The following is a 25,078-nucleotide window of genomic DNA, read 5'->3' on the forward strand; positions in this document are numbered from 1 at the left end:
GTGAAATGTTTTTTACATAAACATAAAACAAGAGGGCGAACTTATGTCACTGTCGAAAACAGCCTTGCGCGCATTCCTCGCATCCGCCGCTCTGGCGCACCCCGGATTGGCTTCTGCCAATACACTCAATGTACAGATCACCGCCGATATCCGCAGTTCCCAGCCTGGTATCAATCGCGATGCTGGCACCGATTCAGTCATGTTGAACGTGGTGGAAGGGCTGGTCGCGGCAGGTGAAAAAGGTGAAATACGTCCGATGCTTGCCAAGAAGTGGGCGGTCTCTGACGATGGAAAGACCTACACATTCACACTGCGTGACGACGTGAAGTTTCACAACGGTGAGACGATGACCGCCAAAGATGTGCAGTGGAGTCTCGAAAAGCTGATCCGTGACCCAGAGTTCAACTGCAAGGCATTCTTCGACGGCAGCCGCGACGCAAAATTGGAAACGATCGAGGCAAAGGATGACAACACGGTCGTCATTACTCTTGATCGCCCCGATGCAATGTTCCTGAACTATATGGCGCAGGCGCAATGCGGCTCCACCGGCATCGTGCATCGTTCGTCTTTCGGCGAAGATGGAAACTGGAAGACGCCTATTGCCACCGGGCCTTTCATTTTTGGCGACTGGAAGCGCGGGCAGGGACTGACGCTGAAGAAATTCGCTGACTATTCAATCTCTGGCGAAAAGTCTGATGGTTATGGCGGGCGTAAGGAGGTGCTGGTCGACGAGGTGAAATATGTCGTGGTGCCAGACACCGCAACTGCTGTGGCGGGCCTTCGCAGCGGTGCGCTCGATGTCCTTCCATATTTGCCGCCGGCAGAGGCTGCAAAGCTGAAAGACGAGAAGGACTTCACGATTATCGCAGCCCCTCATGGCGGCCTGATAACCATGTTGTTCCAGACTGCTGATCCTTTGATGTCAAAGGTGGAAATGCGCCACGCCGTGATTGCCGCGCTTGATACGCCACAAATCGTTGATTCCGTGACCTATGGTCTGGGTGTGCCGAATAACTCGCTCGTCGCATCGGGTTCACTTTATCACACCGCTGCACAGGACAGGGGCTACACATATGATCCCTCTGCCGTTCAGGCGCTGCTGACAAAGGCCGGATACAAGGGGGAGAAGATTACCATCCTCACCAACCGTCGTTCTGCCATCAACTACGACACCGCCATTATTGCGCAAGCGATGCTTCAGTCGGTCGGTATCAATACAGAGATCGAGGTTCTCGAGTGGGCGAGCCAGCTTGACCGGTTCAATAGCGGCAAATTCCAGATCATGGCGTTCAACTACTCGAACCGTACCGATCCCGCGCTTGCTTATCAGACGGTCGTCGGTTCGAAGGCAAAAAAGGCAAATACCGTGTGGGATGATGCCGAAGTGAGCGAACTCGTCAATCGTGCGCTTCAGGAGGCCGATCCCGCCAAACGTCAGCCAATCTTTGACGGTCTGCACGCCCGTTTTCTTGATCAGGCGCCTTTCGCGATGCTCGCCAATGGTCTCGATGTCGGCGTGTCCGGCCCGAAAGTGAAGGGATATCGCACCTGGCAGGGCTTCGCCCGCTTCTGGGGCGTTGAAAAAATCCAGTGAAAATGGCTGTCGGATACCGTTGATGCTTAAATTTGCCCTGAGCCGATTGTTATCGGCAATCCCTACCCTGTTCATCGTCTCGGTGGCGGTGTTCGGTCTTGTCCGTCTGATACCCGGAGACCCGGCCAGTCTGATGCTCGGCGACCTCGCCGATGCCGATACGCTGGCCGCCGCCCGCAAGTCGATGGGACTGGATCAGCCCGTGCCGCTCCAGTTTGTTATCTGGCTCGGTAATGTCATGCAGGGCGATCTCGGCCACTCGGTACTGAATGGCCAGCCTGTGCTGGACCTCGTGCTGCAACGGTTTGCGACCAGCGCCTGGATGGTGCTGATTGCAGTCTGCCTTTCTGTCCTTATCGCGGTGCCTCTGGGCATGGCGGCGGCCTGGAAACAGAACGGCGGTCTCGATCTCGTCATCGTCTCGATGTCGACCCTGCTGTTGTCGGTCCCCACCTTCTGGCTGGGGCTGATGATCCTGCTGGGTTTTGGTCTCAAGCTCGGCTGGTTGCCGGTGCTCGGTTATGTTTCCGTCACCGAGGATCCGGTTGCGGGCCTGATCTATCTGATTATGCCGGTTGCAACACTTGTCCTGCATGAGGTGGGCATCATTGTGCGTATGGCCCGCGCTTCAACTCTTGATGTGTTGCGGCTGGATTACATTATCCATGCCCGCGCCAAAGGCCTGAGTGAATGGGCCGTATTGATGCACCACGCCGCACGTAATGCCTTCGGCCCCACATGGACGCTCATAGGCCTTATTCTTGGCAACCTTCTTGGTGGCGTTGCCGTGGTGGAAACGGTGTTCACCATTCCCGGCCTGGGGCGGCTGATCGTTGATTCCATCTACGCCCGAGATTACGCGGTGGTGCAGGGATGCCTGCTGTTTGTCGCCGTCACCTATCTGCTCGTCAATCTGCTGGTTGACCTGCTCTATCCCCTGTTCGATCCGAGAGTGACTGCAGAATGAAACGCCATCAAAGAAATCGTATCTTCGGGGGCGCGCTTCTGGCCTGTTTTTTCGGGGCTGCCCTTGCCGGACGTATCTGGACGCCCTTCGACCCGATGCGCATTGACCTGCGTTCCAAATTACAGCCTCCGGGTGCCGCGCACTGGCTGGGCACCGATGAATTTGGGCGTGATGTTCTGTCCCGGCTGATGACTGCGGCTGGAACCAGTGTGTCCATCAGTTTGGTGACCGTTTCAATCGCCGTGCTGGCAGGCGTTCTGCTTGGCGTGCTGGCCGGTTATGCCCGCGGCTGGACCGACCGCGTGATCATGACGTTCAACGATGCTCTTCTGGCTTTTCCCAGCATGTTGCTGGCATTGGCGCTGCTCTCCATCACCGGCGCCAATATGTACGGGATCATCCTGGCGCTGGGGATTGCCTATACTCCATCCATGGTGCGTGTCGTGCGCGGTTCAGTACTTTCATTGCGTGAGCGGGAATTTATCGAGGCGTCGCGGATCATGGGGAATTCGCCCGCCTACACCATGTTTCGTCACATCGTGCCGAACTGCCTTGGCCCGGTCATCGTCCTTGCCACCTCGATGTTTGGTTCTGTGCTGCTGACCGAAAGTGCGTTGAGCTTCCTTGGGCTTGGCGTGCCGCCACCAGCACCCACGTGGGGCAACATGCTGGCGAGTGGTCGTCCTCACATCGCAGAAGCCGTGTGGCTCGGCATCTTCCCCGGACTGTGTATTTCACTTTCGCTGCTCGGCATAAATCTGTTCGGTGATGCGATCCGCGACCGTTTCGACCCGCGTATGAGAGGATTGTAAGCAATGAACCAGCCTCTCATTCAGGTTGACCGTCTCAGTCTTTCCGTCAACAGCTTGGCCGAGCACCTGATCGTCCGCGATGTGTCCTTTACTGTGGGCGCAGGCGAAATCGTCGGTATTGTCGGGGAAAGTGGTTCCGGCAAGACCATGGTCGCTCGCAGCCTCATGGGACTGCAACCGCCTGCAATCGCCATTTCTGGTGGTGACATCCTTTTCGAGGGTCGCTCCGTACCTACCATGACGCCGAAGGAAATCCGTGCGCTGCGCGGCTCCCGGCTTGGCATGGTGTTTCAGGAGCCGATGACCTCGCTCAATCCGTCGATGACAATCGGCAAACAGCTTGAGGAACCGCTGAAGCTGCATACACGACTGGACAAGGTCGCGCGGCATCAGCGAATTTTCGATATTCTGCGGCGGGTTGGCATTCATGATCCAGAGGGCACATTGCTGGCCTTTCCGCATCAGTTTTCCGGTGGCATGCGCCAGCGCATGATGCTGGCTTCCGCCATGCTGCTCAAGCCATCGCTGCTGATTGCCGACGAGCCCACCACTGCGCTTGATGCGTTGGTACAACGCGAAGTGCTGGAACTGATGCTGGAGATGGTGCGCAGCGAAAACACCGCCTTGCTGATGATCAGCCACGACCTGCCAATGGTGGCACGTTACTGCAATCGTGTCATCGTCATACGTCAGGGGGAGATTGTCGAGCAGGGACCGGTCGAGCAGATCATTTCCCATCCGACCCACAACTATACCCGCGAATTGCTGCAGTCCATGCCGGTTCGCGGGCCAGCGCGGGAGATTGATCCTGTCGCCAGGCCTGTGATGGAGGCGCGTGGCATCGAGGTGACCTATAGCGCAAGCGGCGGTCTTCTAGCGCCACGCAAGACCAAAAAAGCGCTGCATGGTGTTGATCTGGTGGTACGACCCGGAGAAATCGTGGCGCTGGTCGGTGCCTCCGGTTCAGGCAAGACCACGTTTGGCCGTTGTATTGCCGGGCTGGTTCCCGCCTCGGCCGGCAAAATTTCCTTTGCCGGTGAAGAGGTCAAGCCCGGTTCCGAGGCATGGCATCACTACCGTCTCAATTGCCAGATGATCTTTCAGGATCCGTTCGGCTCACTCGATCCACGTATGAAGATCCGTGACATCGTCGCCGAAGCACTACGTCACGATACGCGGGCAGACCGGGAAGAGAAAAAGCAACGTACTGTCGCCATTCTCAAAGAAGTGGGACTGGACGAGCGTTACCTTGATCGTTTCCCGCACGAACTTTCCGGCGGCCAGCGGCAACGTGTAGCGATTGCCCGGGCGGTCATAGGGCGGCCTCAGTTCGTGATCGCAGACGAGGCGGTTTCTGCGCTGGATGTCACCATTCGGGCCAAAGTGCTGGAGCTGCTGGCCGATCTACAGAAACGGTATGGTTTTTCGTGCCTGTTCATAAGCCACGATCTTGGCGTGGTGGAGCAACTTGCCGACCGCGTAGTGGTGATGCGTGATGGCGCCATTGTCGAACAAGGCAGTCGGGATTTCATTTTTGATACTCCGCAATCGGAGTATACCCGAGCATTGCTCTCGGCCATTCCAACCCTGACTCAAACGGAGACCGGCGTTTCGCTCAACTGGCGCTTTGCACCTACGGAAGAAAAGCAGGCGGACGCATTGCAATGAAACATACCGGAATAATCACAAGCCTGCCGCGTGCCACACCAGCTTCGCGCCGCACAGACCCGGCAATATTGCTTGCCATGCTTGATGAGATCGAACGTCAGGACCTTGAACTGCACAGTCTGCTCGTCTGGCAGGACGGTGCGCTGATCACCGATGCCTACTGGGCACCCTGCACGGCAACCCGTCCGCATATGATGCATTCTGTCACCAAGAGCTTTACGTCCATGGCTGTCGGCCTAGCGGTAGCGGATGGGCTACTTTCGGTCGATAATGCGGTTCTTTCTTTCTTTCCAGACTATCCAGGGCCAGTCGACGATAATCTCCGGGCCATGAAAATACGGCACCTGCTGACAATGACAAGCGGCCATGGGCGCGGCATTTCGGGAGGTTCCTGGCGGCGGCTGACGTCGAGCTGGATTGAGGATTTCCTGCGCCAACAGACACCTCACTTGCCCGGAGACGTGTTCGTCTATGATAGTGCCGCAAGTTACATGTTGTCGGCCATCGTGCAGCAGGTCAGTGGCCGGATGATTGCCGACTATCTTTCCGAGCGAATTTTTCAGCCCATGGGCATGTCGTCCAGCATAACCTGGGATACGGGTACGGACGGGGTCAATACAGGTGGAAATGGTCTCAGCTGCACTAGTGAAGACATGCTGAAACTTGGCATCTTGCATCTTCAGGATGGCGAATGGCAGGGACACCAGCTTCTTCCGCGCAAGTGGGTGATGGACGCAACTGGAATGCAGGTGCGTGATGTCGTGCTCGGCGTGTTCACGGGCGATCATTATCTTGGGCCTGATGAGGTCGCTGATGGGGTGAAGGTCAGCCGCCGTGAGGGCTATGGTTATCAGTGGTGGCGTGGCCCTCACGGCAGTTTTTCCGCAAACGGGTTGTTTGGTCAGTATTGCATCGTGCTACCGGAAGAAAAAGCCGTTGTTGCCTTTACCGGGGGGCTGGAAGACAGCGATAGGCGTGTCCACAGTCTAATTTATGATCTGCTGCGCCCGGCACTGGGCAACGGTGCCGCGCCTTCGGATGCTGACCAGATGATCGAGGCAAGACTGGCAGGGTTGCGGCTTAAAAACTACGCTGACAAGCCATTTATGGCAGATGGACTGCCGTGTGGCACATGGACGATGGAACCGAACGACCAGGGCGTGGCAAGCATATCCATCGCCACGGGTGCAGATGAGTTGAGTTTCGTCCTCAACGACGTTGATGGCGCACATGAGGTGATGGCCGGTTGCGGATATTATATTGAAACGATGACGACAATGCCGGGTGCGCGGTTGCATCACTCCTACCAGCCTGAGGGAGGGCTGAGGGTGGTAGCATCAGTGAGAATCATTGCGGATACGAAAGACGGCCCGGTGCTGGAAATGGACTGGATATTCGTCGAAACAGCATTCCGCGATACCGTGCGTTTGAACTTCGTGAATGGCGCGGTAACGCTTTCAAGGCGTGTGAATGTCAACTCTTCGGAGCTTGCGTTGCCCGAATTGAGGGGGCAACTGGACCTGCAAACGGAAAGGGAGAAGCAGCATGGCTGAGGTCGAGCCGGTCGCCATATCCCGCATGACTCATGAAGCATTTGCGCAACGTATGAAGCGGCCTGGGGTCATTCTCATTCCGCTTGCCTCGCAGGAAGAGCAGGGGCCGCACGCACCGATGGGCGATTTCATGCTGACGGAGCGGCTTTCTGAAATGTGCGGTCTTGCAGGCGATGGGCTGACGGCGCCGGTACTTCCATTTGGCTATGCCGAATTTTTCCGGGCGATTGCTGGCGGAATACAATTGCGTGCATCAACTTTTACGGCGGTGCTCGAGGACATCCTGACGTCCTTCCTCGATCACGGTCACGAAAGGCTGCTGATCTTTAACGGACACACCACAAATGCGTCGCTGATAGATCAGGTCTGCCGGAAAGTTCGACGGGAGCGGGGAGTGCTGATCCCGTCGATCAACATCTGGCAAAGTCTGCCCGACAGCCTGTGGAACGACCTCTATGGCGAAAATGCAGGGCACGTGCGGGGCCATGGTGGAGAGCCGATGACGTCCGTCTATATGCATCTTTTCCCAGATCTGGTTCGTGCCGATGCCGTTCGTGCACCTGCACCGCGCGGTACCGTATTCGGTTTGCCTGTTGGCGGCATCTCGGTCAGCCGGTTCGAGGGGCTGCCAGTGCAGATACCGCTCGATTGCACGGAAGTGGATCCGGCAGGCATGCTGGGTGGCCTTGCGTCACTGGCAAACGCAGAAAAAGGAAAAGCGATGTGTGATCATATCGTTGATCACACCGCACGTTTGATGCGCCATCTAGCCGATTTTGATCCGAGGAATGCGGTAGAGCCCTACGGCGAACACTCAAATGTGTCGCGACAAGGAGAAGGTGATGACTGAATTGCGTATCGGTCCGATGCCGGTTGCACCACCTCAGGAGGTCGTCGAGACGCTGCAACAGATAGAGACGGCCAGTGTTGGACATCTGCGCCACACGGGCTTCATGCGCGGTGACATACAGGCGATTTTTGCAACACAGCCGACCCGCGCCGGTGTTGCGGTGACGCTGGCTATTCCGGCGATGTGCTCGACCCTTCTGCATTATGCACTGAGCCACGTGCGACCGGGCGACATGCTGGTGATAGACCGGCTGGGTGATGACCGCCATGCCTGCCTTGGTGGCGTGGTGGCGCGAGCCGCTCGCATGGCAGGGGTTGCTGGGGTCATCATTGACGGTCCTTGTACCGATGCCGCGGAAATTCTCGCCGAAGGTCTTCCCGTGTGGTGCCGCGGAGTTTCGTCGGTCACCACCCGCCAGCTTGATCTCGGTGGCACCTTCAATCGCCCCATCGCCTGCGGCGGTGTCCCGGTTTTGCCGGGAGACATCATTCTAGGTGATGCATCTGGTGTCGTTGTACTTCCTGCCGATGAGGCGGCGGATATCGCTGCAATCTGCATCGCCCGTGAGGGTCGCGTTTCCCGCACCATGGAGCGACTGCTTGCCGGAGAAAAGCTTGGCGACATTACCCGTGCGGTCGACAAGATCAATGCGCGGCTCAATCCCACTGAAAATGAAGGTAAAAACTGATGATCCCGACATTCGGCAATCTTGAGGGCGCCACGCTGGACGGGGTGTTGTCCATAATCGCGCCGCGCGCACCTCTGGTTCCCATGGTGTTTGACAGTCCCCATAGCGGGCTCGAAATGCCACGTGACTTCAGTCCCGCCGTTTCAGCGGAACGTGTGCGGGTGGCTGCCGATACCTACGTTGATGACCTGTTCATGTCGGCAAGCGAGATCGGCGCACCGTTGCTGCGGGCCCATTTCCCGCGCAGTTTTCTCGACGTCAATCGTTCACTCCTGGATATGGACACATTGCTTGTCGAGGGCGAATGGCCTCATCCGGTCCGCGACAGTGGCACGGCGAAACGTGGCATGGGGCTGATGTGGCGTTATGCCTGGGGCGACGAAGCAATGTATGCCGCCCCGATGAGCATTGCCGAGGCAGAGACGCGTATCGCTACCTATTGGCAACCTTATCACCACTATCTTGCGGCGCTTTTGAACGCGGTTTATGCGCGGTTTGGTCGGGTTTATCATATCAACTGCCATTCGATGACCGCATTCGGTCACGCAATTTCCTCCGATCCCGCCGGAGCCGTGCGAGCCGATATTTGCCTCGGTGACCTGAATGGCGGATCGGCCTCGGCGGAATTCGTGTCGTTGATTGCCGACACGCTCAAGAGTGAGGGTTTGACTGTCGCGCTGAACAAGCCATTCCGCGGCGCGGAACTGGTCGCGGCCTATTCCAATCCAACCCTTCAACGCCACAGCGTGCAGTTCGAAATCAACCGCAAGCTCTATATGGACGAGACCACGCGTGACCGCAACGATGGTTACGAGGTGTTGAAAGCCGTGCTGGCCCGCATGAACCGAGTGCTGGCCGACTACGCCAGCCAGCAACAACCCAAAAAGCTCTGAGAGGATCTGTCATGCCTGCCCAGCAAACGGCTGCGCCGCTTAATTTTTATCGCCGGGGTCGTACGCCTATCTTTGCGTCGCGCATGGATCAGCGTTTCTCATGGTGCTGCTATATTCCTGAAGGATATGATCCGGCAGGGGAGAAAGTCCATCCGCTCGCCGTTCTGGTTCACGGCAGTCTCCGTGACGCCGATATATTGCGGGATGAATTCATTGATTTTGCAGAACAACATCAATGCGTCCTGCTCGCACCGCTGTTTCCAGCCGGCATTGATGACCCGGAAGATCTGCACAATTACAAGCACATCATTTATCATGGCATTCGCTACGATGTCATTCTGCTCGATATGATCGAGGAACTGGCAAACAGTTACCGCGTGAAAAAGAACAAGGTGCTGATGCACGGCTTTTCCGGCGGGGCGCAATTTGCCCATCGTTTTCTCTATCTTCATCCGGACAGGCTGCATGCCGTTTCGGTTGGCGCTCCCGGCACCGTTACCCTACCGGATGACCGTGCGTCCTGGTGGGTCGGGCTGAAAGGCATGGAAGAGATTTTCGGCCTGCCACTTGATGTCGAAGCCATACGCAAAGTTGCGGTGCAACTGGTCATTGGTGATGCGGATATCGAGACCTGGGATGTGACCGTTGGGGCCAAATCGCCTTTCTGGATGGAAGGCATCAATGACAGCGGCGAAACGCGGGTCGAACGTCTGCGCAGTCTGGAATGCGGCCTTCAATCCATCGGTGTGACACCTCGTTTTGACAGCGTACCTGGCATCAGCCATGACGGAACGGGCATTCAGCCGCCGGTAAAGGCATTCTTTTCCAGCGTTCTTGAAAAGCTGGACTGAAAGGCATTTTTACATTTTTTGCCGGAAACTGAATTCTGTCAGTTTTCGGCCACAACCGACGTCGCGACCCAGCGCGCTACTTCTTTCGTACCTTCCGGCTCGAATATCGTTACGCAGCGCGTATTCACGTCAAAATCTACTTTTTTGACAACGACTGTCGCGCAATGTGCGCCAATGGTCGCCGCGTACCGGATTGTTTGGCTGTCCGCATGTATTTGCTCATTAGCCAGCAAGACCTCGCCTGAAGCTCCGCGCTGCCTTGCCCAAGACAGGACGGCGAACTCCGCCATCTGTTCCGGCGCCGTCAGGGCAGGGTTGCCACGATAGGCCGGTAGAAAAGGAGTTCCGCTTTCAAGGCAGGCAAGGAATTCCTCAACCTGATTTGGCTCCAGCCTGCTGTAACGTGCACGCTGTGGCAACACGACAAGCGAGGCGGCAAAACGGCACCCTCCAAGATGGGTGGATTGCAAGATCCGAAAACGTGCAGGGTCAGCGGCCAGTCGCAGTGCTTTCCAGGTGGCAAAACCATAACGGGCGCAGCACGGATCCTGTTTTCCGTCGGTACAGCAGACGATCGTCAGTCTTGGATCGTGCTCACCCTCGATTGTTCCGCCTCTGGCAATATCCTGCAACAGTTCTGCTGCCTGATCTGGAGTGACGTGGTTTCGGGTGACGCCTTCGTGGGTGAAGCCGATAACGTCACCATCGACCAGCGCCACGTGAATTCCTGCTGCATTGGCGGCGGCAATTGCTTCACCAAGTGCTGCGGGCATGCCGTGCGACTCGATGCGCGGTACGCGCCAATCACCGCGCGGCCAGTGAAGCAGAACATAACTGCGTGACGAGGGACCAAGTCCCGGCACCGGTTCACCACGTTCGATACAGAGGTCACGGCAGAAGATACGTGCCATGGCCCTTCAGTCGCTGATCCGGGCCGGCCTGACCTCGCCATTGGCAGGTGAGCGGCTAAGATGGCGAAACAGAATGGCGGACGCCAGTTTTCGGTCGTCAGCCTTAAGGGCTTCCAGAATGGCCAGGTGATCACGAGCGGCCTTGCGCACTCCGGCTTCACTCAGTTCGGCGAATTCCGCATATTCCGTCATACGGCGCAGGCTGTTCTGGCGGCGTATAGCCTGTTCCAGAAACCGGTTATGCGACCAGGACACCACCGTTTCGTGGAAACGGGCATTGGCCTCAAACCAGGCAGACCCTTCAATGCTGGCCAGCGGCGCACTGAGAAGCACTGTCTGTTCCGCTTCCAGCGCTCCGAGAGCACCGAGATCAACCCGGAACGTATCTTCCATGACCGCGCCACATTCGATAATGGCGCGGAAGGCATAACTTTCATTGACGGCCTGGCGATTATCGAGGCACTCGGCAAAACGCCAGCCATGCCCGTCGCGACGTTCAGCCAATCCTTCTGCCGAAAGTCGCATCAACGTGCGGCGGACCACGCCGCGTGAAGTACCAAAATGCTCCAGCAGTTCCGTTTCCGAGGCTTCGCTGCCAATCAGGCCGTTTGCCCTAGCATGCATGATTTTTCGGTAGAGCGCATCAACGCCTGATGGTGGAACCTTTTCTTCAAACCGATCGTTGCTCGCTGGCACACGGACCAGCACGTAACCCCGATTGTCGGTTTGCGCCAGTAAACCATTATCTGCAAGGAATTGAAGCACCTGTCGTATCGGTGTACGCGAAATGCCAAATTCACGGGACAGTATGGCATCCGAGACCTTATCACCAACCGCCCACCGACCAGCACGGATAATTGGTATCAATTTACGCACGACTTCAATTTGTAGGGGGCTAAGAGCACCGATTTCGACGCTCACTGGATCTAGAGGATCGCCAATATTGTTCACTTGTTCTGAACCTGATCTGCGCAATGATTTATGGCTCCATATAATACAGAAATGTCTCGATCCCAAAGCGATTAATAGGTTTTTTTGAGCGAATGGGTGTTTGAAGCTCGTGTGTCGTCGCCTGCGTGGACTTTTCGAAAGCGAATGTCCGCTCGTGATGGCAAAAACGTCCCCGGTAGCGCCAACGCAGGCGGATCGAATTGCGCCGTCCAGCGAGCGGAACGGGTGGAACTCGAACAGTGCGCACGTCGAAAAGCTAGACTGCTGAACAGGCACGCCGAGTTCAACCAACCGCAGAAATCGTTGGCTGTGTGCCCCCGCAATCAGCGCTACGGCATGATAGACCGCTCTAACTACGATCACTCGGGATATGCAATCCTTATTGACCAATAGGTTCAATAAGGATTGCACCTTGAAGACCTCAAATTATCAGTAGCCTTCAGATGGAAGCGAAGTGTCATGGTTTTTAAGAAACTCCACCATGGCAGCCTTGAGCGCTACGCCACTGACGCGTGTCCTCATCATATCCCTGGTCAGCGCGGCAATGATCTCAGCAGCTTCGCGGACCGGCAAACCACCATCCCTGATATTGGAGACGCAATTACGGCTGGAATCCAGGTTTCCCGACTTTGGACCGTAAGTGATGTAAGCACCGAGGCTGTCGGCAGCTGAAAGTCCCGGACGTTCGCCGACAAGTACGATCGTCAGTTTTGCACCTAATGCCTCACCGGCAGGGTCGCCGAGTGCGACGCGCGCCTGGCTAGCCAGCACGATTGGTGCAGCCGTCAGGTTCAGGGACGAGAGCTTCGGAACAAGCGCCTCGATCAGCGGCACCGCATTAAGATCGACTGCGCTGGACGACAGGCCATCCGCAACGACAATCGCGACATCATAGCAATTGTTCTTTCTCTCATGTTTCAGCCGCGTCACGGATGCCGCCTCAAGCTGCCGTCCGAGATCCGGCCGCCGCACATAGATGCCGCGGTCACTTGCCATACTTTCGACATTCACAGCCGAAAGGCCGAGACGATCGAGCCTGTCCGCCAGTGAGGGCCGGTCGACGCTCGTCCAGACCGCTTCTCGCGCCCGCGCGTGGTCGAGAAGGAAGGCGAGTTGCGCGCGTGTCGGAAGACCTGCGCCATGACGGCCGAGCGAAACACGCGCATCGGTCAGGTCCTTGATGGTCAGGTTTTTTCCGGCAGCAGTGGATTCTAGGACCTTCACCATGTCAGGCTCCGATCAATGCGCTGTTGCGGACATAATTGGAAAGGGCGACAGGCTCGCCGACCAGAGCGCCATCGCGATCGGTGAGGCCGATTTCGAAAAGCCATTTCTCGAACTCTGGTGCGGGTGGTCGCTTCAACGTCTCGCGGCAATAGACGGCATCGTGATGCGACAGCGACTGATAATTCAGCATGATATCGTCGGCACCAGGAACAGTGATGACGAAGTTGACATTAGCCGCGCAAAGCAGGGTAAGCAGCGTATCCATATCCTCCTGATCGGCATCGGCGTGATTTGTATAACAAACGTCGACGCCCATCGGCAGGCCCAGGAGTTTGCCGCAGAAATGATCCTCGATGCCGGCACGGATGATCTGCTTGCCGTTGAACAGGTATTCCGGCCCGATGAAACCGACGACCGTGTTGACGAGCAGTGGATCGAACTCACGCGCCACGGCATAGGCCCGTGCTTCCATCGTCTGCTGGTCTACGCCGAAATGCGCATCGGCCGAAAGCGCCGCGCCCTGCCCAGTCTCGAAATACATGACGTTTGCACCCGGCATGCCGCGACCCAGCGACCGCCCCGCTTCATGTGCCTCCTTCAGAAGCGCCAGATCGACGCCGAAGCCGCGATTGGCCTTTTCCGATCCCGCTACCGACTGGAAGACGAGATCGACCGGCGCACCGCGTTCGATTGCCTGGATCGCCGTCGTTATATGGCCAAGGCAACAGGTCTGGGTCGGGATCGCAAGCTTTTCCCGCAATTCGTTGAGCAAGGAAACGATGCGGATATAGTCGTCCGTCGCATCGGTCGCGGGATTGACACCAATCACGGCATCTCCCGACCCCATCAGCAGGCCGTCGATGGCAGACGCTATGATGCCGCGGCTGTCATCCGTCGGGTGGTTGGGCTGGTTGCGGGTGGAAAGCCGCCCGGCAAGCCCGATCGTGTTGCGGAACCGTGTCACGACATGTCGCTTGGCGGAAACAGCTATCATGTCCTGCAGGCGCATGATCTTCGATACGGCCGCGACCATTTCCGGGGTCAGTCCCCAGGTCACCGCCTCCAGCCGCTCATGCGTCGTCTCGGGCTTGAGCAGCCATTCGCGGAATTCACCGACAGTAAGCGAGGAGACTGCGGAAAAGGCTGCCGGATCGTGCTGCTGCGCGATCAGTCGGGAAACTTCGTCATCCTCCGACGAAATGAGTTCCTCGCCGAGAAATGCTTTCAAGGGCAGATCGGCCAGCGCCATCTGGGCTGCCAGCCGCTCGACCGGGCCTTCCGCTGCAATGCCAGCCAATTGGTCGCCGGAGCGTTCCGGCGTTGCTTTCGCCAGCAGTATTTTCAGGTCATCAAAGCGGAAGACAGTCTGCTCGATTGTCGTCGTATAGGGCATTTTTTCACGTCACCGGTTGAGGAGTGCCAGAGCTTCGTCGTGAAGCCTCGGGGTGGCCGACGCCAGAACCCGTCCGTCGGAATGTATCGAAAGCGCATTGCCCTGCCAGTCGGTAATGCATCCGCCGGCACCTGTGACAACAGGCACGAGAGCCATGTAGTCGTAAGGTTGAAGTCCCGTCTCGAGAGCGATGTCGCAATGGCCGGAAGCGATCAGACCATAGATATAGCAGTCTCCGCCGAAACGCCGCAGCCTGGCTTTAAGTGAGAGACGCTCGAAGCTTTTGGCTTCGCTGTCCACGAACATGTCCGGCGAAGTCGTATAAAAACGTGCGCTGGACATGCTTTCGCAGCCGCTGGTGCGGGCCGGCTTGCCGGCAAATAGTGTCTCTGCCGGCCGTCCCAGCCACCGTTCGCCGGTGGGTGGGATATCGATCAGACCACAGAATGGCTTTTCCTGAAAAGTCAGTGAGACAAGCGTACCGAACAACGGGAAACCGGTGATGAAGCTCTTGGTGCCGTCAATCGGGTCCAGTACCCATGTAAAGGCATTGCCTTCCTTTACGCCGAACTCCTCACCATAGATGCCGTGGTCGGGAAAACGCGCCTCGATCATCTCGCGAAGACGTTTTTCGATTGCCCGGTCGGCGATTGTCACCGGGCTTTCGTCGAGTTTTGAAACCACGTCGAGCGGGGTCCTGAAATAGGAGAGCGCCAGCGGACGCGCGGCATTGGCAAGCTCTTCGGCGAAGGCGGTATAGGTCGCAGCCTGTTGCGGGCTGATATCGGTAATGGTCATCAAAGCGCCTTCAGGAACAGAGGCCAACGGGGATCGTGGATGATCGAGCGGGCGCGCATATGCTTCCATATCCCGTATTTGTAGAAATCAAAGTCGAGCGTCGAAATCCGGTTCTGCACCATCGCCCAAGTGCTCCACTTGATATCGGCCAGCGCCTTGTGGACGATGAAGCGGGCGTGACACGCCTTGTTATAAAAACCGAAATATTCCTCGATGATCTCGCAGTCGGTGTCCTCCGAATAGAACATCTCGCCGCTCCAGATCGCCAGATCGTAGAGCCTTTCATTGTTCGATGCATATTCGAAATCGATAAGCTTGATCGACTTGTCGTCGCCGATCAGGAAATTGCCCGGCATCGGATCATTGAAGCAGGGAACCAGATCAAGCCCGGAAGCCTCAAGTGCGGCGCGTGCCTGTCTGTAGGACCGGAAGAGCCAGTCGTGGTCGAGCGGCCAGTGGCCGTCCAGCAGGCGCGCCTGATCAAAATGTTCCTCTATCATATCGAAAACGGTTTTCGTCAGCGGCAGGGCAGGGGCATCGTGAAACTGCCGGTAGACGCGCACCGCTTCGTTACGGATTGCCGGGTCTGCGAAATCCCTATGTGTCGAGGCGCGGCGACCGTCGATGAATTCGGCGATTTCGATATCGAGGTGATTGAGGTAGTCGAATGTCTTCGGCCCGACGCCGATCGCCTCGGCCTGCTTGCTTGCTGCGGCTGCGGCCTTGCGGTCGATGAACATCTCGGTACCGCGGCCAGGGATTTTCAGGAAATATCCCCGATCCTCACCTTCGACCTCAATGCGGAAATTGGTGTTACTGATGCCTCCGGAGACCGGACGATAGCGCAGTCGCCGACCTTGCCAGGGTGTCACCTGGATGATTGCGGCCTCAACTGCCCGTTCGGCATCGGATCGTGCCATTCCCAGTTCGTTCATAGGCTTGTTCCCGTTATTGTTTCTAGCCCGTTGTCATTATGGTTATGCTTAAAGCGCTCGTAGTCTGGCTTCGAAGTCCGGTTGGCCGAGCAGCATCCGGCAACGCAGGAAACGCCAGCCGGCATATTTCAGGAATTCGACACCCCGCGGCGGCGAACGAAGCTCCAGCACGAGGCTGCGCAAGGCCCAGTAGAGGTCGTCTGCCGCAGCATAGGCACGGCAGCGGTTGAAGATTCTTTCGCTGAAACTACCGTCGTGCATTTCCAGTAACGGCCTCATCTGGCTTTCGAACTGGAATAGTTCGTTCATCTGAACGCCGAGCTGATAATAAGGGTCGACGTCGGCGGCCATGTCGAAGTCCACGAGTTGCATCGTTCCATCTGGGCCCAGCATGACATTCGAAGCCTGCGGATCACCGTGGGCCGGTTTCAGGTCCATGCCGGCGGCTGCAACCGCCTCGCGGATCGGCGTCATCCAGGAGAACATCCATTCGGCATCACCGGGCAGGCTGGTGTCACCGGCAGTCACGATCGTCCAGAGCTGATCGACTCCGTCGAAGACTGACCATGTTCGGCCGGTGGAAATACTCTGCGCGATTGTCGTCTGCATCTCGATCAGTCGGGCAATACTTGCCGGCTGCATCAGATCGTCGATCCTTGCCGCTCGCCAGTCGTGACCAAGCCGGGCAAACAGCGTGCTGCGCGTCCCGGCATCGTAACCAAGGGGCTCAGGCGAAAGACCAAGGCTGTGAAAACGGCTTGCCGCAGCATTAGCGGTCTCGGCATCCACGAGATCGGTTACCTCATCGGCACCGAGACGCAGGAAATAACGTGCCTCGCCGTCTGCAGGCGCTACCACGAAACTACAGGATTCAACGGCATGATAGGACGGCGATGCGACAGCTCCCATCCCCGGCGCATAGGAAGGGGTGTCGCCAATCACTGCGGAAAAGACTGAAAGCGCCTTCTCCGCGCGGGCTTCCATCGGTGATTCAGGAGAACCCGTTTTCTTCATTCGGCAGCCTCACTGAGTTTAGCGACCTTCAAACCTTCGCAGGCGATCTTGTAAAGCATGTCCGCCAATATCTGCGTGCCAAGGGCCTGGTCTTCAGGCGAGGTGTATTCGGTCGGGTGGTGGATTACGCCGTCACGGCTCTGAACCGCCAGAACTACCGCCGGGCAGACATCGGAGACGGCAACGGCATCATGGCCGCCAATCGTATCGAGGTGGCGGGCGGTCTGGCCGAGATGCGCCGCAGCATTTTGCGCAAGCGTCACCAGACCCGGCGCGAACGTTCCGGCCTTGCGGCGGTCGATGGAGCGGACCTCTGAGGTTACGCCGGCTTTCAGCGCCGCCTCCTCTATCCTGATCTTCATCTTGCGTTCCGCCTCCGTTAGAACGTCTGGCGATCCTGAGCGCAGCTCGATGAACAGCACGGCTTCGCCCGGCACGACATTGGGCGAATTGGGGAAGACTTCCAGGCGGCCAACCGACGTATGCAGATCGAGGCCGTGTTCCGTCGAGATCTGCTTGAGATCGGCGATCAGATAGGCAGCGGCAAGCAGTGCATCCTTGCGATCTGCCATCGGGGTTGCGCCGGTATGCGCCTGGCGTCCATGGAAGGCGAGGCGATATTTCGTGGCGCCCCAGAACCGCGTGAAGATACCGAACCGCTCGCCGGCACGGCTGAGCGTCGTGTCACCTTCTATATGCAGCTCGATCAAGGCGTCGGGAATTTCCACCTTTTCCTTGCCAGCATAACCGATCTCGTCCAGCGACTGGCGCACCGTAATGCCATCGCCATCGGTCCGTCCCAGCGCCCATTCGAGTTCAATTGCGCCGGTAAATACGCTGCTGCCGAGCAGGCTCGGCTGGAAACGGGCGCCCTCCTCATTGGTCCAGTTGACGATCTGGAAGTTGCAGGCGGACAACCTGCCTTCCGCCTTGAGACGTTCGCTGACGGACAGAACCGCCTCGCAGGCGGCGATGACGCCGAGCGCTCCGTCGAAACGACCGCCGTTCGGCTGGCTGTCGATATGGGAACCGACCATGACGACGGGCGCATTTGCGCCTGCCAACTTCATCTTGCCGAACTGGTTGCCGATCGCGTCCACGGCCTGCTCGAAGCCGTTTTCGGTAAACCAGCGCCTTAGCCAGTCGCGCGCCATGCCGTCTTCCCTGGAAAGCGTCAGACGGGTCATCGAGCCATCGGGGCCACCGCCAAAGGTGGAGAGAGTCTCCATCAGCAACTGGAGCCGCTCGGCGTTGATCGGGGCAGAGGAAGAGGGAACGTCAGGCATGTATGATTTCCACTTTGGATTGATTGAATTGATCAGAAAATTCCCGCGCGATGACGCCGCTGGTCACCACCGCGTCGATTTCGCTGAGGCCGAAAGTGTGAATGGAGCCGAGGCGACCGAACTTGGAACTATCGGCAACAATGATCGAACGTTTTGCCTGAGCCTTGGCGACGCGGCGCAGGATCGCCTCGTCCTCGCCGAAATCCATGAACCCCCGTTCCGCGTGAATGGCGCTGATGGCGATGATCGCGAGATCGAAGAAATGCTCCTTCAGTGCGGCCACGGTCTCATGGCCGTAGGTCGCCTGATAGTCGGGGCGCATGCGGCCGCCGAGAACCCGCACACTTGCCTGCGGCAGATTGAAAAAATGGGCGGCGACCGCCAGCGAATTGCTGACAACGGTCAAGTCCTTGCGTGTCTCGATATGTTTCAGGCAGGCAATCGTTGTGGTGCCTGTATCGATGAAGACCTTCATGCCGTCTTGGACGAGCGACGCTGCGGCCTCGCCGATCTTGGCTTTCTCGCGGGAACTGACGCGCAGTCGATCGGTAAATGGCTGATCGCGTTCCTGCTGGTCGAGGACCGCGCCGCCATAGACACGGCGGGCATAACCGCGCATCTCAAGTTCCTTAAGATCGCGCCGGATCGACTCCTGGCTGACCTGCAGATGATCGGCAAGCTCCCTCACATTGACGCGCTGGGTCTGTTTCAGCATGTCGAGGATAAGCTTGAGGCGATGTTCGGTGAAACTCATGAATGCACCCTGGATTCTAGTGATCGTTGCGGCCTTTCGGTGGCGCCGCAACCATGTTCAGGCCGAAGCCATTTGACGGGTTTCATCATCGGGAGCCAATGGCTGGATGAGATGACAGGCGGCGAAATCCTGGCTGCCACGCGCGGTAAGAGCGGGCTGCAGGATGCCGCATCTCTCCATCGCACGCGGGCAGCGCGACTTGAAGCTACAACCTGGAGGAATATCGATCGGGCTTGGCGGTTCACCTTCCAGAAGGCAGTCTTCCGGCTGGTAGCGGCGTTCTTCAAGTGTCGGCATCGCGCTGAGCAGCGCCATTGTGTAAGGATGTCCGGGATCGAAGAACAGCCGTTCGTTATCGGCTAGTTCGAAGACCTCGCCGAGATACATCACCGCCACCCGGTTGCAGACCTTGCGAACCATTGCAAGGTCGTGGGAGATGAAGATGTACGTGAGGTCGTATTCCTTCTGCAGTTTCTGGAAAAGATCGAGAAGCTTGAACTGTTCTGTCTGGTCCAGGGCAGAAAGCGTTTCGTCCATGATCAGGATTTCAGGCTCCAGAACCAGCGCACGGGCAACGTTGATGCGCTGGCGCTGACCGGCACTCAGGCCGAGCGGCAGTTCCTCGTAGAGATCCGCGGAGAGGCCGACTTCGCCCATGACCTTGAGCACCCGCTCACGGATCCTGGCGCTGTCCTTCCATCCGTGCGTGCGAAGCGGGCCTTCGAGCATCTTCCCGACCGATGTACGTGGCGGCAGCGAGCCGAAAGGATCCTGCAGTACCATCTGTAGCTTCTTGCGGAATGTGAGAAGGTTTTTGCCGCCGAGCATGGCGATGTCGTCCGTGCCGCACAGGACCTGGCCGGAGCTCGGCAGCTCCAGCCTGCTCAGAAGCCGCATGAGCGTCGACTTGCCGCAACCGGATTCACCGACAATAGCGAAGCTGTCGCCGCGGCGGACGTCGAAGGTGACGTTGCGAACCGCACGCACATGGTTGAAACCGCCGAAGCCGGTCTTCTTCTTTACCGTGTAGACCTGTGAGGCGTCGCGCAGGCTCAAGACAATGTCGCGTTTGTCGTTGAGACGCGGCATCTCGGTCTTTTCAACCCAGATCTTCGGCGTCTGTTCGACAAGCTCCTTCGTATAGGCATATGCAGGGGTAGCGATCAGCCTTTCGGTTTCCTGTTCCTCAACGATGCGGCCTTTCTCCATTACCAGAATTCGATTGCAGGCTTCGCGGGCAATGGGAAGTGAGGAGGAGACGAACAGCACGGCGGTATCGAAACCGTCAGTCAGTTCCTTCATCAGGCGGATGACCTGGGCTGCGACGGTGACGTCGAGCGGCTGGGTGACGTTATCTGCAATCAGCAGCGCCGGGTTCGTCACCAACGCATCAACGATCAATGCGCGCTGCATCATGCCGCCGGAAAACTGCGATGGGTAGTCGCTGAAACGGCTGCGGGCCGACGGAATGCGGACGGCCTCCAGAAGCTCGATCGTACGCTTTTCCGCCTCCTGCCGCGAGGTGCCTGGAACGACCGCACGCAATTTCTCGACAATCTGGGCGCCGACCGGCAGCGTCGGATCGAGTGCACCCATCGGATTGGCGCCGACATAGGCGACCCGGCGGCGCAGGGTCCGCATCTCGTTCTCGGGGATTCCGTAAATATCCTTGCCTTCGAAGAGGACGCTGCCGGAACGGACGGAAAGGGGTGGTTCCAGCCAGTTGACGACTGCCTTTGACAGCACCGTCTTGCCGGCTCCGCTGGCCCCGACGACACCGACGATCTCTCGCGGCGCGAGACTGAAGGAGATATTGTCCAGAATAATCTTCGCCTTGTCCGCGCGACCTGCGTTAACGGTGAGGTTTTTAAGCTGAAGAAGTGGTTTGATCATCACTCGGACCCTCCGTGGATGGTATTACGTGCCCGCTCCAGCGAAGCGCCTATGAGATTGATGCTGGTTAGCGTGAGGCCGAGGAAGATGCCGGGCATGGTGGCGATCCACCACGCGTTCAGAAGATATTTGCGGCCATCGGCAATGATGTTGCCGAAAGTCGGCGTCGGCGGCTGAACGCCCAGGCCGAGGAATCCGAGCGTCGATTCAAAGATCATCATGCGTGCCACATCAAGCACCGAGGTGAAGATCACCGGTGGCAGGAGCAGCGGCAGAAGCAGGCTGACGATGATGCGGAAATCGGTCGAGCCCCCCAGTTTCGCAGCGCGCACATATTCCCGCTGCCTTTCCGTCATCACTATGCTGCGCATGATCCGCGCATAGACCGGCCAGCTTGACAGACCGAGCACAAGGATAATGGCCGGAATTGTCGGGCGCGACACGCCGAGAACGGCGATCGCCAGAATGATCATCGGGATAGAGAGCTGCGCATCGGTCAGGCGCATGATCAGCATGTCGATGCGACCGCCGAAATAACCGGCGATCGTGCCGAGGGCGCAGCCGATGAAGAGTGTCACTGCAACCGATGCAATGCCGATCAGGAAGGAGTAACGCAGGCCTACAAGCGACCTCACCAGCATGTCGCGGCCGATCTGATCGGTGCCGAGCGGGTGACCCCAGCTCCAGTTGTTACCGAGGAAGAGTGGCGGCAGAAGGCGGGCCTTAACATTCATCTTGGTCGGGTCGACGCCACTGATTTCCGGATAGAGCGCGGCGGCAATCGCAAGCAGCAGGAAGATCGCAAGGCCAATGCGAAAACCGGGCGTCGATGCAGCGCGACCGAATATGCGGCGTGCAATCGAGCGGCTTGCCATTTTCGATATGATCGGGGTGTCGAGTGCGGATGTGATGGACATCAGTATTCAAGCCTCGGATCGATGGTGGTTGCGACGAGATCGACGACAATGTTGATCAGTACGAAGATGGCGCTCGTGACGATCGCGATTCCCTGGATCAACGGAAAGTCGCGCTGCAGTACGGCGTTGATGGTCAGAAGGCCGAGCCCGGGATAATCGAAGATATATTCCACGATAATGACTCCGCCGAGCAGGCTGGAGAATTGCACACCGAGCAGGTTGAGAAGCGGCACCGAGGCGTTGCGCAGGGCATGGTTGAAGATGATCCGCGAACGGCTCAAGCCACGTACGCGTCCGACCGACACATAGGACTCCATCATCTGACCGGATACCGAACTGACAAGCGTGCGGATCAGCACCGGAGACAGTTCGACCGCCAGCACTATGGCAGGCAGGATCGTATATGCGAAGCCCTGATAGCCGATCGCGGGCAGCCAGCCGAGTTTCACTGAGAAGAGCAGTGCCAGAACGATGCCGAGCCAGAAATTCGGCAGCGAGATGAAGATCGAGGATATGTAGAATGCCAGCTTGTCGGGCCACCTGCCGATCGACAGCCCGCCGGCAATGCCGACGATTGCCGAAAAGATCAGCGCGATAACCAGTGTGACGGCCGCAAGCTGGAGTGTCATCGGCAGGGTATCGAATATAAGGTCGAAGACTTTTGCGCGCTCGCCGCGCGTCGTGTCGTTGAATGTCGCGCCACCTGTCGAGGCGCCGTTTGCCGGGCGCACGAAAGACTGGCCGAGGTCGCCGCGAACGACGCCGCCCATATACCGGCCGAATTGCACGAGGATAGGGTCGCGCAGGCCCATGTCCGTTGCGATCTTTTCAATAAGTGCCTCGGGCGCCATGCCACCCGCCATCAGGCGTACCGGATCGCCCGGCACAACCCGCAACAGGGTGAAGATCAGCAGAGATACGAGGAATATGATGATGACGCCCTGGACGAGGCGCCGCATCAGGAAGTTCACGGCAAACATTCAGTCACTCCGCTCTAAAAGTCACGGGCAAGTCCACACGCCGCCTGATCGCGGCGTGTGGCTGATCACGGTCAGGCAGCAGGTTTGGCGGCGTCGATTGACCCGTCGGGATAGATGTACATGCCCTCAAAGTCCTTCTGCATTGCGTGGATCATCACGGATGTGAACAGCGACAGTGCCGGCATCCTGGAGGTGATGAGAGGCATGGTCTCTTCCTGAAGGATCTTCTTGCGCTCTTCCAGGGTCGGTGCCGAACGTTCCTTGTCGAGGCTGGCATCGATCTCCTTGTCTTCGATGCCGCAGATGCGATGCGAGGTGGAATGGAAATGGGTGCGCAGCACCAGATCCGGTTCCGGAGAAGCTGTCGACCAGCCGCAATCGACCATGTGCCCCGGCCCGCCGCCGGGGCGATGGTACAGCTGCTCGTTCCAGGCGGCAGGTTCAAGCACGGTCAGGCTGACGTTGAAGCCCTGCTCCTGCAGCATGGCGGTCAGCATTTCGCCATATTCCTTGGTCTTCGGATAGAAGCCGACGGATGTGATGTATTCAAGCGGTGGCAGGCCTTTGCCGTTTGGGAAACCGGCTTCCGCGAGCAGGGCCTGGGCCTTCTCCGGGTCGAATTTTGGGTAGTTCGGCAGATCGACATAGCCGAATTTGACCGGCGAGACGAAGTTTGACGAGGCGTGGCCGGCCGAGCCCATCAGTTCCATTATCATGTCGCGATCGATCGAATGGCAGGCGGCAAGACGGATCCGGGGGTCATCGAATGGTGGTTTCGAGCAGCGGAACCAGAGATACTTGTTCTCTACCGAAACGACTTTGTTGATGAAAATCGCCGGATTGTCCTTGATCGAGTCCACTTGTTCTGGCTCCAGACGTTCGACGATAGAGGCCTGGCCGTTCATCAGTGACAGCATACGGGTGGTGGAATCGCCGGTGAACGTAAAGTTGATGCCGGGGATGACCGGCTTGCCCTTGAAGTAGCCGTCATAGGCCTGCATCACGGTGTCGTTGCCGCGCTGTTCGACGAATTTGAAGGGACCGGTGCCGTTGAGCCGCTGGGAGAGCGGACCGCCGGGGCCACCGGCAACATCCTTGGCCGACATGATCGGCAGGAAGGATGCAAGAAAAATGAAGAGATGAGCCGGATAGCCGCCCTTGGATGTGTCGACGATGACGGTGTAATCGTCAGGTGTTTCGATCGTCAGCGTCTCGGTCGGGCCGGGATACCACTGCGCCGGGCGATCTGCCTGGGATCCGTATTCGAAGGTTGCCTTGACGTCTTCCGCCTTGAACGGCTTGCCGTCATGGAAGACGATGCCTTCGCGCAGCTTGATCTGTAGTCGGTGCGGGTCAAGCAGCTTGATGTCGGTCGCCAGTTCGTAAACGACCGCGCCGGGATCATCGAGTTTCATCGGCGTACGGGTAAGAAAACCCATGACGAAACCTTCGATATTCTTCTGGGAAAGTGTCGTATGAGCGGTCGGGTCCCAGTTGCCGGTGATGTTTTCGGCCGACAGGAAGGTCATGGTCTTGCCGGCCTGCGCGAAGGCCGACGAGATGAAGAAGTCAGGATTGATCTGCATATAGCCAGCGACCGCGGCTGCGCCCGCGGATCCTTGCAGGAAGCGACGACGACTGAATTCTGAACCCATCGAGTTCCCCTTTTCTATTTTTGAATAAACCGTCAAATCAGTCAAAACGGTCAAATCAGTCACATGCAAAGTGTGTGCCAACTTTCTGAATCGCCAGAAAACAGCGTTTCACAGTCGTAGTCTTTGTGGGATTTGGCCATTTATTCATCGAATGAGAGTGAATTAATCGAGGAGTGCTGTAATCATTGGCGGAGCCTTCCGCGCTACGACCAGTTCGACACCCCGTTTATTTCCGCGACAATCGCCACACCGGCGTCTCAGGCGAGCGAATGCCAGTCTCCACGAACGAGGAGGACAGCGCCGATCCTGCGTTAAGCAGATGGTTGGCGATGGAATTCACCTCGCCGTTGGCCGACGGCACAGAACATTGCGTCTCAGGCTTCGAGGTCGTCGTCCGGAGACCGCTCTTTGGCGTTCCCGTCGAGGCATATTGTCAGACATCGATTCGGTCCGCTTTGGGGAGACAGGCCCGCACCACAAATCCCGCC

The 25,078-nt window shown here is 57.8% G+C and carries 22 protein-coding genes; 9 read left to right on the forward strand and 13 right to left on the reverse strand.

What is annotated here, in order from left to right; genetic code table 11:
• The first annotated feature begins 43 nt into the window (after positions 1-43).
• The 9 genes from QSK43_RS08840 (at position 44) to QSK43_RS08880 (ending at position 9,876) form a co-directional block, all read left to right on the forward strand.
• Positions 44-1,594, forward strand: coding sequence for an ABC transporter substrate-binding protein (locus QSK43_RS08840; protein ID WP_332303148.1), 1,551 nt, complete (start codon positions 44-46; stop codon positions 1,592-1,594).
• 22 nt (positions 1,595-1,616) lie between these two features.
• Complete coding sequence (locus tag QSK43_RS08845; protein WP_332303149.1) at positions 1,617-2,561, forward strand: ABC transporter permease; 945 nt, start codon at positions 1,617-1,619, stop codon at positions 2,559-2,561.
• The gene (locus tag QSK43_RS08850) at positions 2,558-3,373 is read left to right on the forward strand and encodes an ABC transporter permease (protein WP_332303150.1); all 816 of its coding nucleotides are present in this window, start codon (positions 2,558-2,560) and stop codon (positions 3,371-3,373) included. The genes QSK43_RS08845 and QSK43_RS08850 overlap by 4 nt, the downstream gene beginning before the upstream one ends.
• A gap of 3 nt (positions 3,374-3,376) precedes the next feature.
• Positions 3,377-5,041, forward strand: coding sequence for an ABC transporter ATP-binding protein (locus QSK43_RS08855; protein ID WP_332303151.1), 1,665 nt, complete (start codon positions 3,377-3,379; stop codon positions 5,039-5,041).
• The gene (locus QSK43_RS08860; RefSeq protein ID WP_332303152.1) at positions 5,038-6,594 is read left to right on the forward strand and encodes a serine hydrolase domain-containing protein; all 1,557 of its coding nucleotides are present in this window, start codon (positions 5,038-5,040) and stop codon (positions 6,592-6,594) included. Before QSK43_RS08855 ends, QSK43_RS08860 begins: the two co-directional genes overlap by 4 nt.
• Positions 6,587-7,444 (forward strand): creatininase family protein, encoded by an 858-nt coding sequence (locus QSK43_RS08865; protein ID WP_332303153.1) that lies wholly within the window; start codon positions 6,587-6,589, stop codon positions 7,442-7,444. Before QSK43_RS08860 ends, QSK43_RS08865 begins: the two co-directional genes overlap by 8 nt.
• Positions 7,437-8,132, forward strand: a complete 696-nt coding sequence (locus QSK43_RS08870; protein ID WP_332303154.1) for an RraA family protein — start codon at positions 7,437-7,439, stop codon at positions 8,130-8,132. Before QSK43_RS08865 ends, QSK43_RS08870 begins: the two co-directional genes overlap by 8 nt.
• The gene (locus QSK43_RS08875) at positions 8,132-9,025 is read left to right on the forward strand and encodes an N-formylglutamate amidohydrolase (protein WP_332303155.1); all 894 of its coding nucleotides are present in this window, start codon (positions 8,132-8,134) and stop codon (positions 9,023-9,025) included. The genes QSK43_RS08870 and QSK43_RS08875 overlap by 1 nt, the downstream gene beginning before the upstream one ends.
• An 83-nt stretch (positions 9,026-9,108) precedes the next feature.
• Positions 9,109-9,876, forward strand: coding sequence for an alpha/beta hydrolase (locus tag QSK43_RS08880; RefSeq protein ID WP_332303156.1), 768 nt, complete (start codon positions 9,109-9,111; stop codon positions 9,874-9,876).
• A 38-nt stretch (positions 9,877-9,914) separates the two neighbouring features.
• Here QSK43_RS08880 and QSK43_RS08885 read toward each other — a convergent pair whose 3' ends face one another.
• The 13 genes from QSK43_RS08885 to QSK43_RS08945 form a co-directional block, all read right to left on the reverse strand.
• A complete protein-coding gene (locus QSK43_RS08885) occupies positions 9,915-10,787 on the reverse strand; it encodes a sucrase ferredoxin (protein WP_332303157.1) in 873 nt (290 codons plus the stop codon).
• Positions 10,788-10,793: 6 nt separating this feature from the next.
• A complete protein-coding gene (locus QSK43_RS08890; protein WP_332303158.1) occupies positions 10,794-11,738 on the reverse strand; it encodes a GntR family transcriptional regulator in 945 nt (314 codons plus the stop codon).
• A gap of 429 nt (positions 11,739-12,167) precedes the next feature.
• Positions 12,168-12,965, reverse strand: coding sequence for an ethanolamine ammonia-lyase subunit EutC (eutC, locus tag QSK43_RS08895; protein WP_332303159.1), 798 nt, complete (start codon positions 12,963-12,965; stop codon positions 12,168-12,170).
• Position 12,966: 1 nt separating this feature from the next.
• On the reverse strand, positions 12,967-14,358 hold the full coding sequence (locus QSK43_RS08900; RefSeq protein WP_332303160.1) for an ethanolamine ammonia-lyase subunit EutB: 1,392 nt from the start codon (positions 14,356-14,358) through the stop codon (positions 12,967-12,969).
• Between the two features lie 9 nt (positions 14,359-14,367).
• A complete protein-coding gene (hisN, locus tag QSK43_RS08905; RefSeq protein ID WP_332303161.1) occupies positions 14,368-15,156 on the reverse strand; it encodes a histidinol-phosphatase in 789 nt (262 codons plus the stop codon).
• Positions 15,156-16,091, reverse strand: a complete 936-nt coding sequence (locus QSK43_RS08910) for a choline/ethanolamine kinase family protein (protein ID WP_332303162.1) — start codon at positions 16,089-16,091, stop codon at positions 15,156-15,158. Before QSK43_RS08910 ends, hisN begins: the two co-directional genes overlap by 1 nt.
• A gap of 48 nt (positions 16,092-16,139) precedes the next feature.
• A complete protein-coding gene (locus QSK43_RS08915; RefSeq protein WP_332303163.1) occupies positions 16,140-17,105 on the reverse strand; it encodes an aminoglycoside phosphotransferase in 966 nt (321 codons plus the stop codon).
• A complete protein-coding gene (locus QSK43_RS08920) occupies positions 17,102-18,391 on the reverse strand; it encodes a Zn-dependent hydrolase (RefSeq protein WP_332303164.1) in 1,290 nt (429 codons plus the stop codon). Before QSK43_RS08920 ends, QSK43_RS08915 begins: the two co-directional genes overlap by 4 nt.
• Positions 18,384-19,145 carry a DeoR/GlpR family DNA-binding transcription regulator gene (locus QSK43_RS08925; protein ID WP_332303165.1) on the reverse strand — a complete coding sequence of 254 codons (762 nt, stop codon included), beginning with the start codon at positions 19,143-19,145 and terminating at the stop codon, positions 18,384-18,386. The genes QSK43_RS08920 and QSK43_RS08925 overlap by 8 nt, the downstream gene beginning before the upstream one ends.
• Before the next feature lie 57 nt (positions 19,146-19,202).
• Positions 19,203-21,038, reverse strand: a complete 1,836-nt coding sequence (locus QSK43_RS08930) for an ABC transporter ATP-binding protein (RefSeq protein ID WP_332303166.1) — start codon at positions 21,036-21,038, stop codon at positions 19,203-19,205.
• The gene (locus QSK43_RS08935; RefSeq protein ID WP_332303167.1) at positions 21,038-21,955 is read right to left on the reverse strand and encodes an ABC transporter permease; all 918 of its coding nucleotides are present in this window, start codon (positions 21,953-21,955) and stop codon (positions 21,038-21,040) included. The genes QSK43_RS08930 and QSK43_RS08935 overlap by 1 nt, the downstream gene beginning before the upstream one ends.
• The gene (locus QSK43_RS08940; protein WP_332303168.1) at positions 21,955-22,935 is read right to left on the reverse strand and encodes an ABC transporter permease; all 981 of its coding nucleotides are present in this window, start codon (positions 22,933-22,935) and stop codon (positions 21,955-21,957) included. The genes QSK43_RS08935 and QSK43_RS08940 overlap by 1 nt, the downstream gene beginning before the upstream one ends.
• Before the next feature lie 71 nt (positions 22,936-23,006).
• Positions 23,007-24,590 (reverse strand): ABC transporter substrate-binding protein, encoded by a 1,584-nt coding sequence (locus QSK43_RS08945; RefSeq protein ID WP_332303169.1) that lies wholly within the window; start codon positions 24,588-24,590, stop codon positions 23,007-23,009.
• Positions 24,591-25,078: the final 488 nt, after the last annotated feature.

Origin of the sequence: Rhizobium sp. GR12 (genome assembly GCF_036596185.1) — a bacterium.
Taxonomy (GTDB): Bacteria; Pseudomonadota; Alphaproteobacteria; order Rhizobiales; family Rhizobiaceae; genus Agrobacterium; species Agrobacterium nepotum.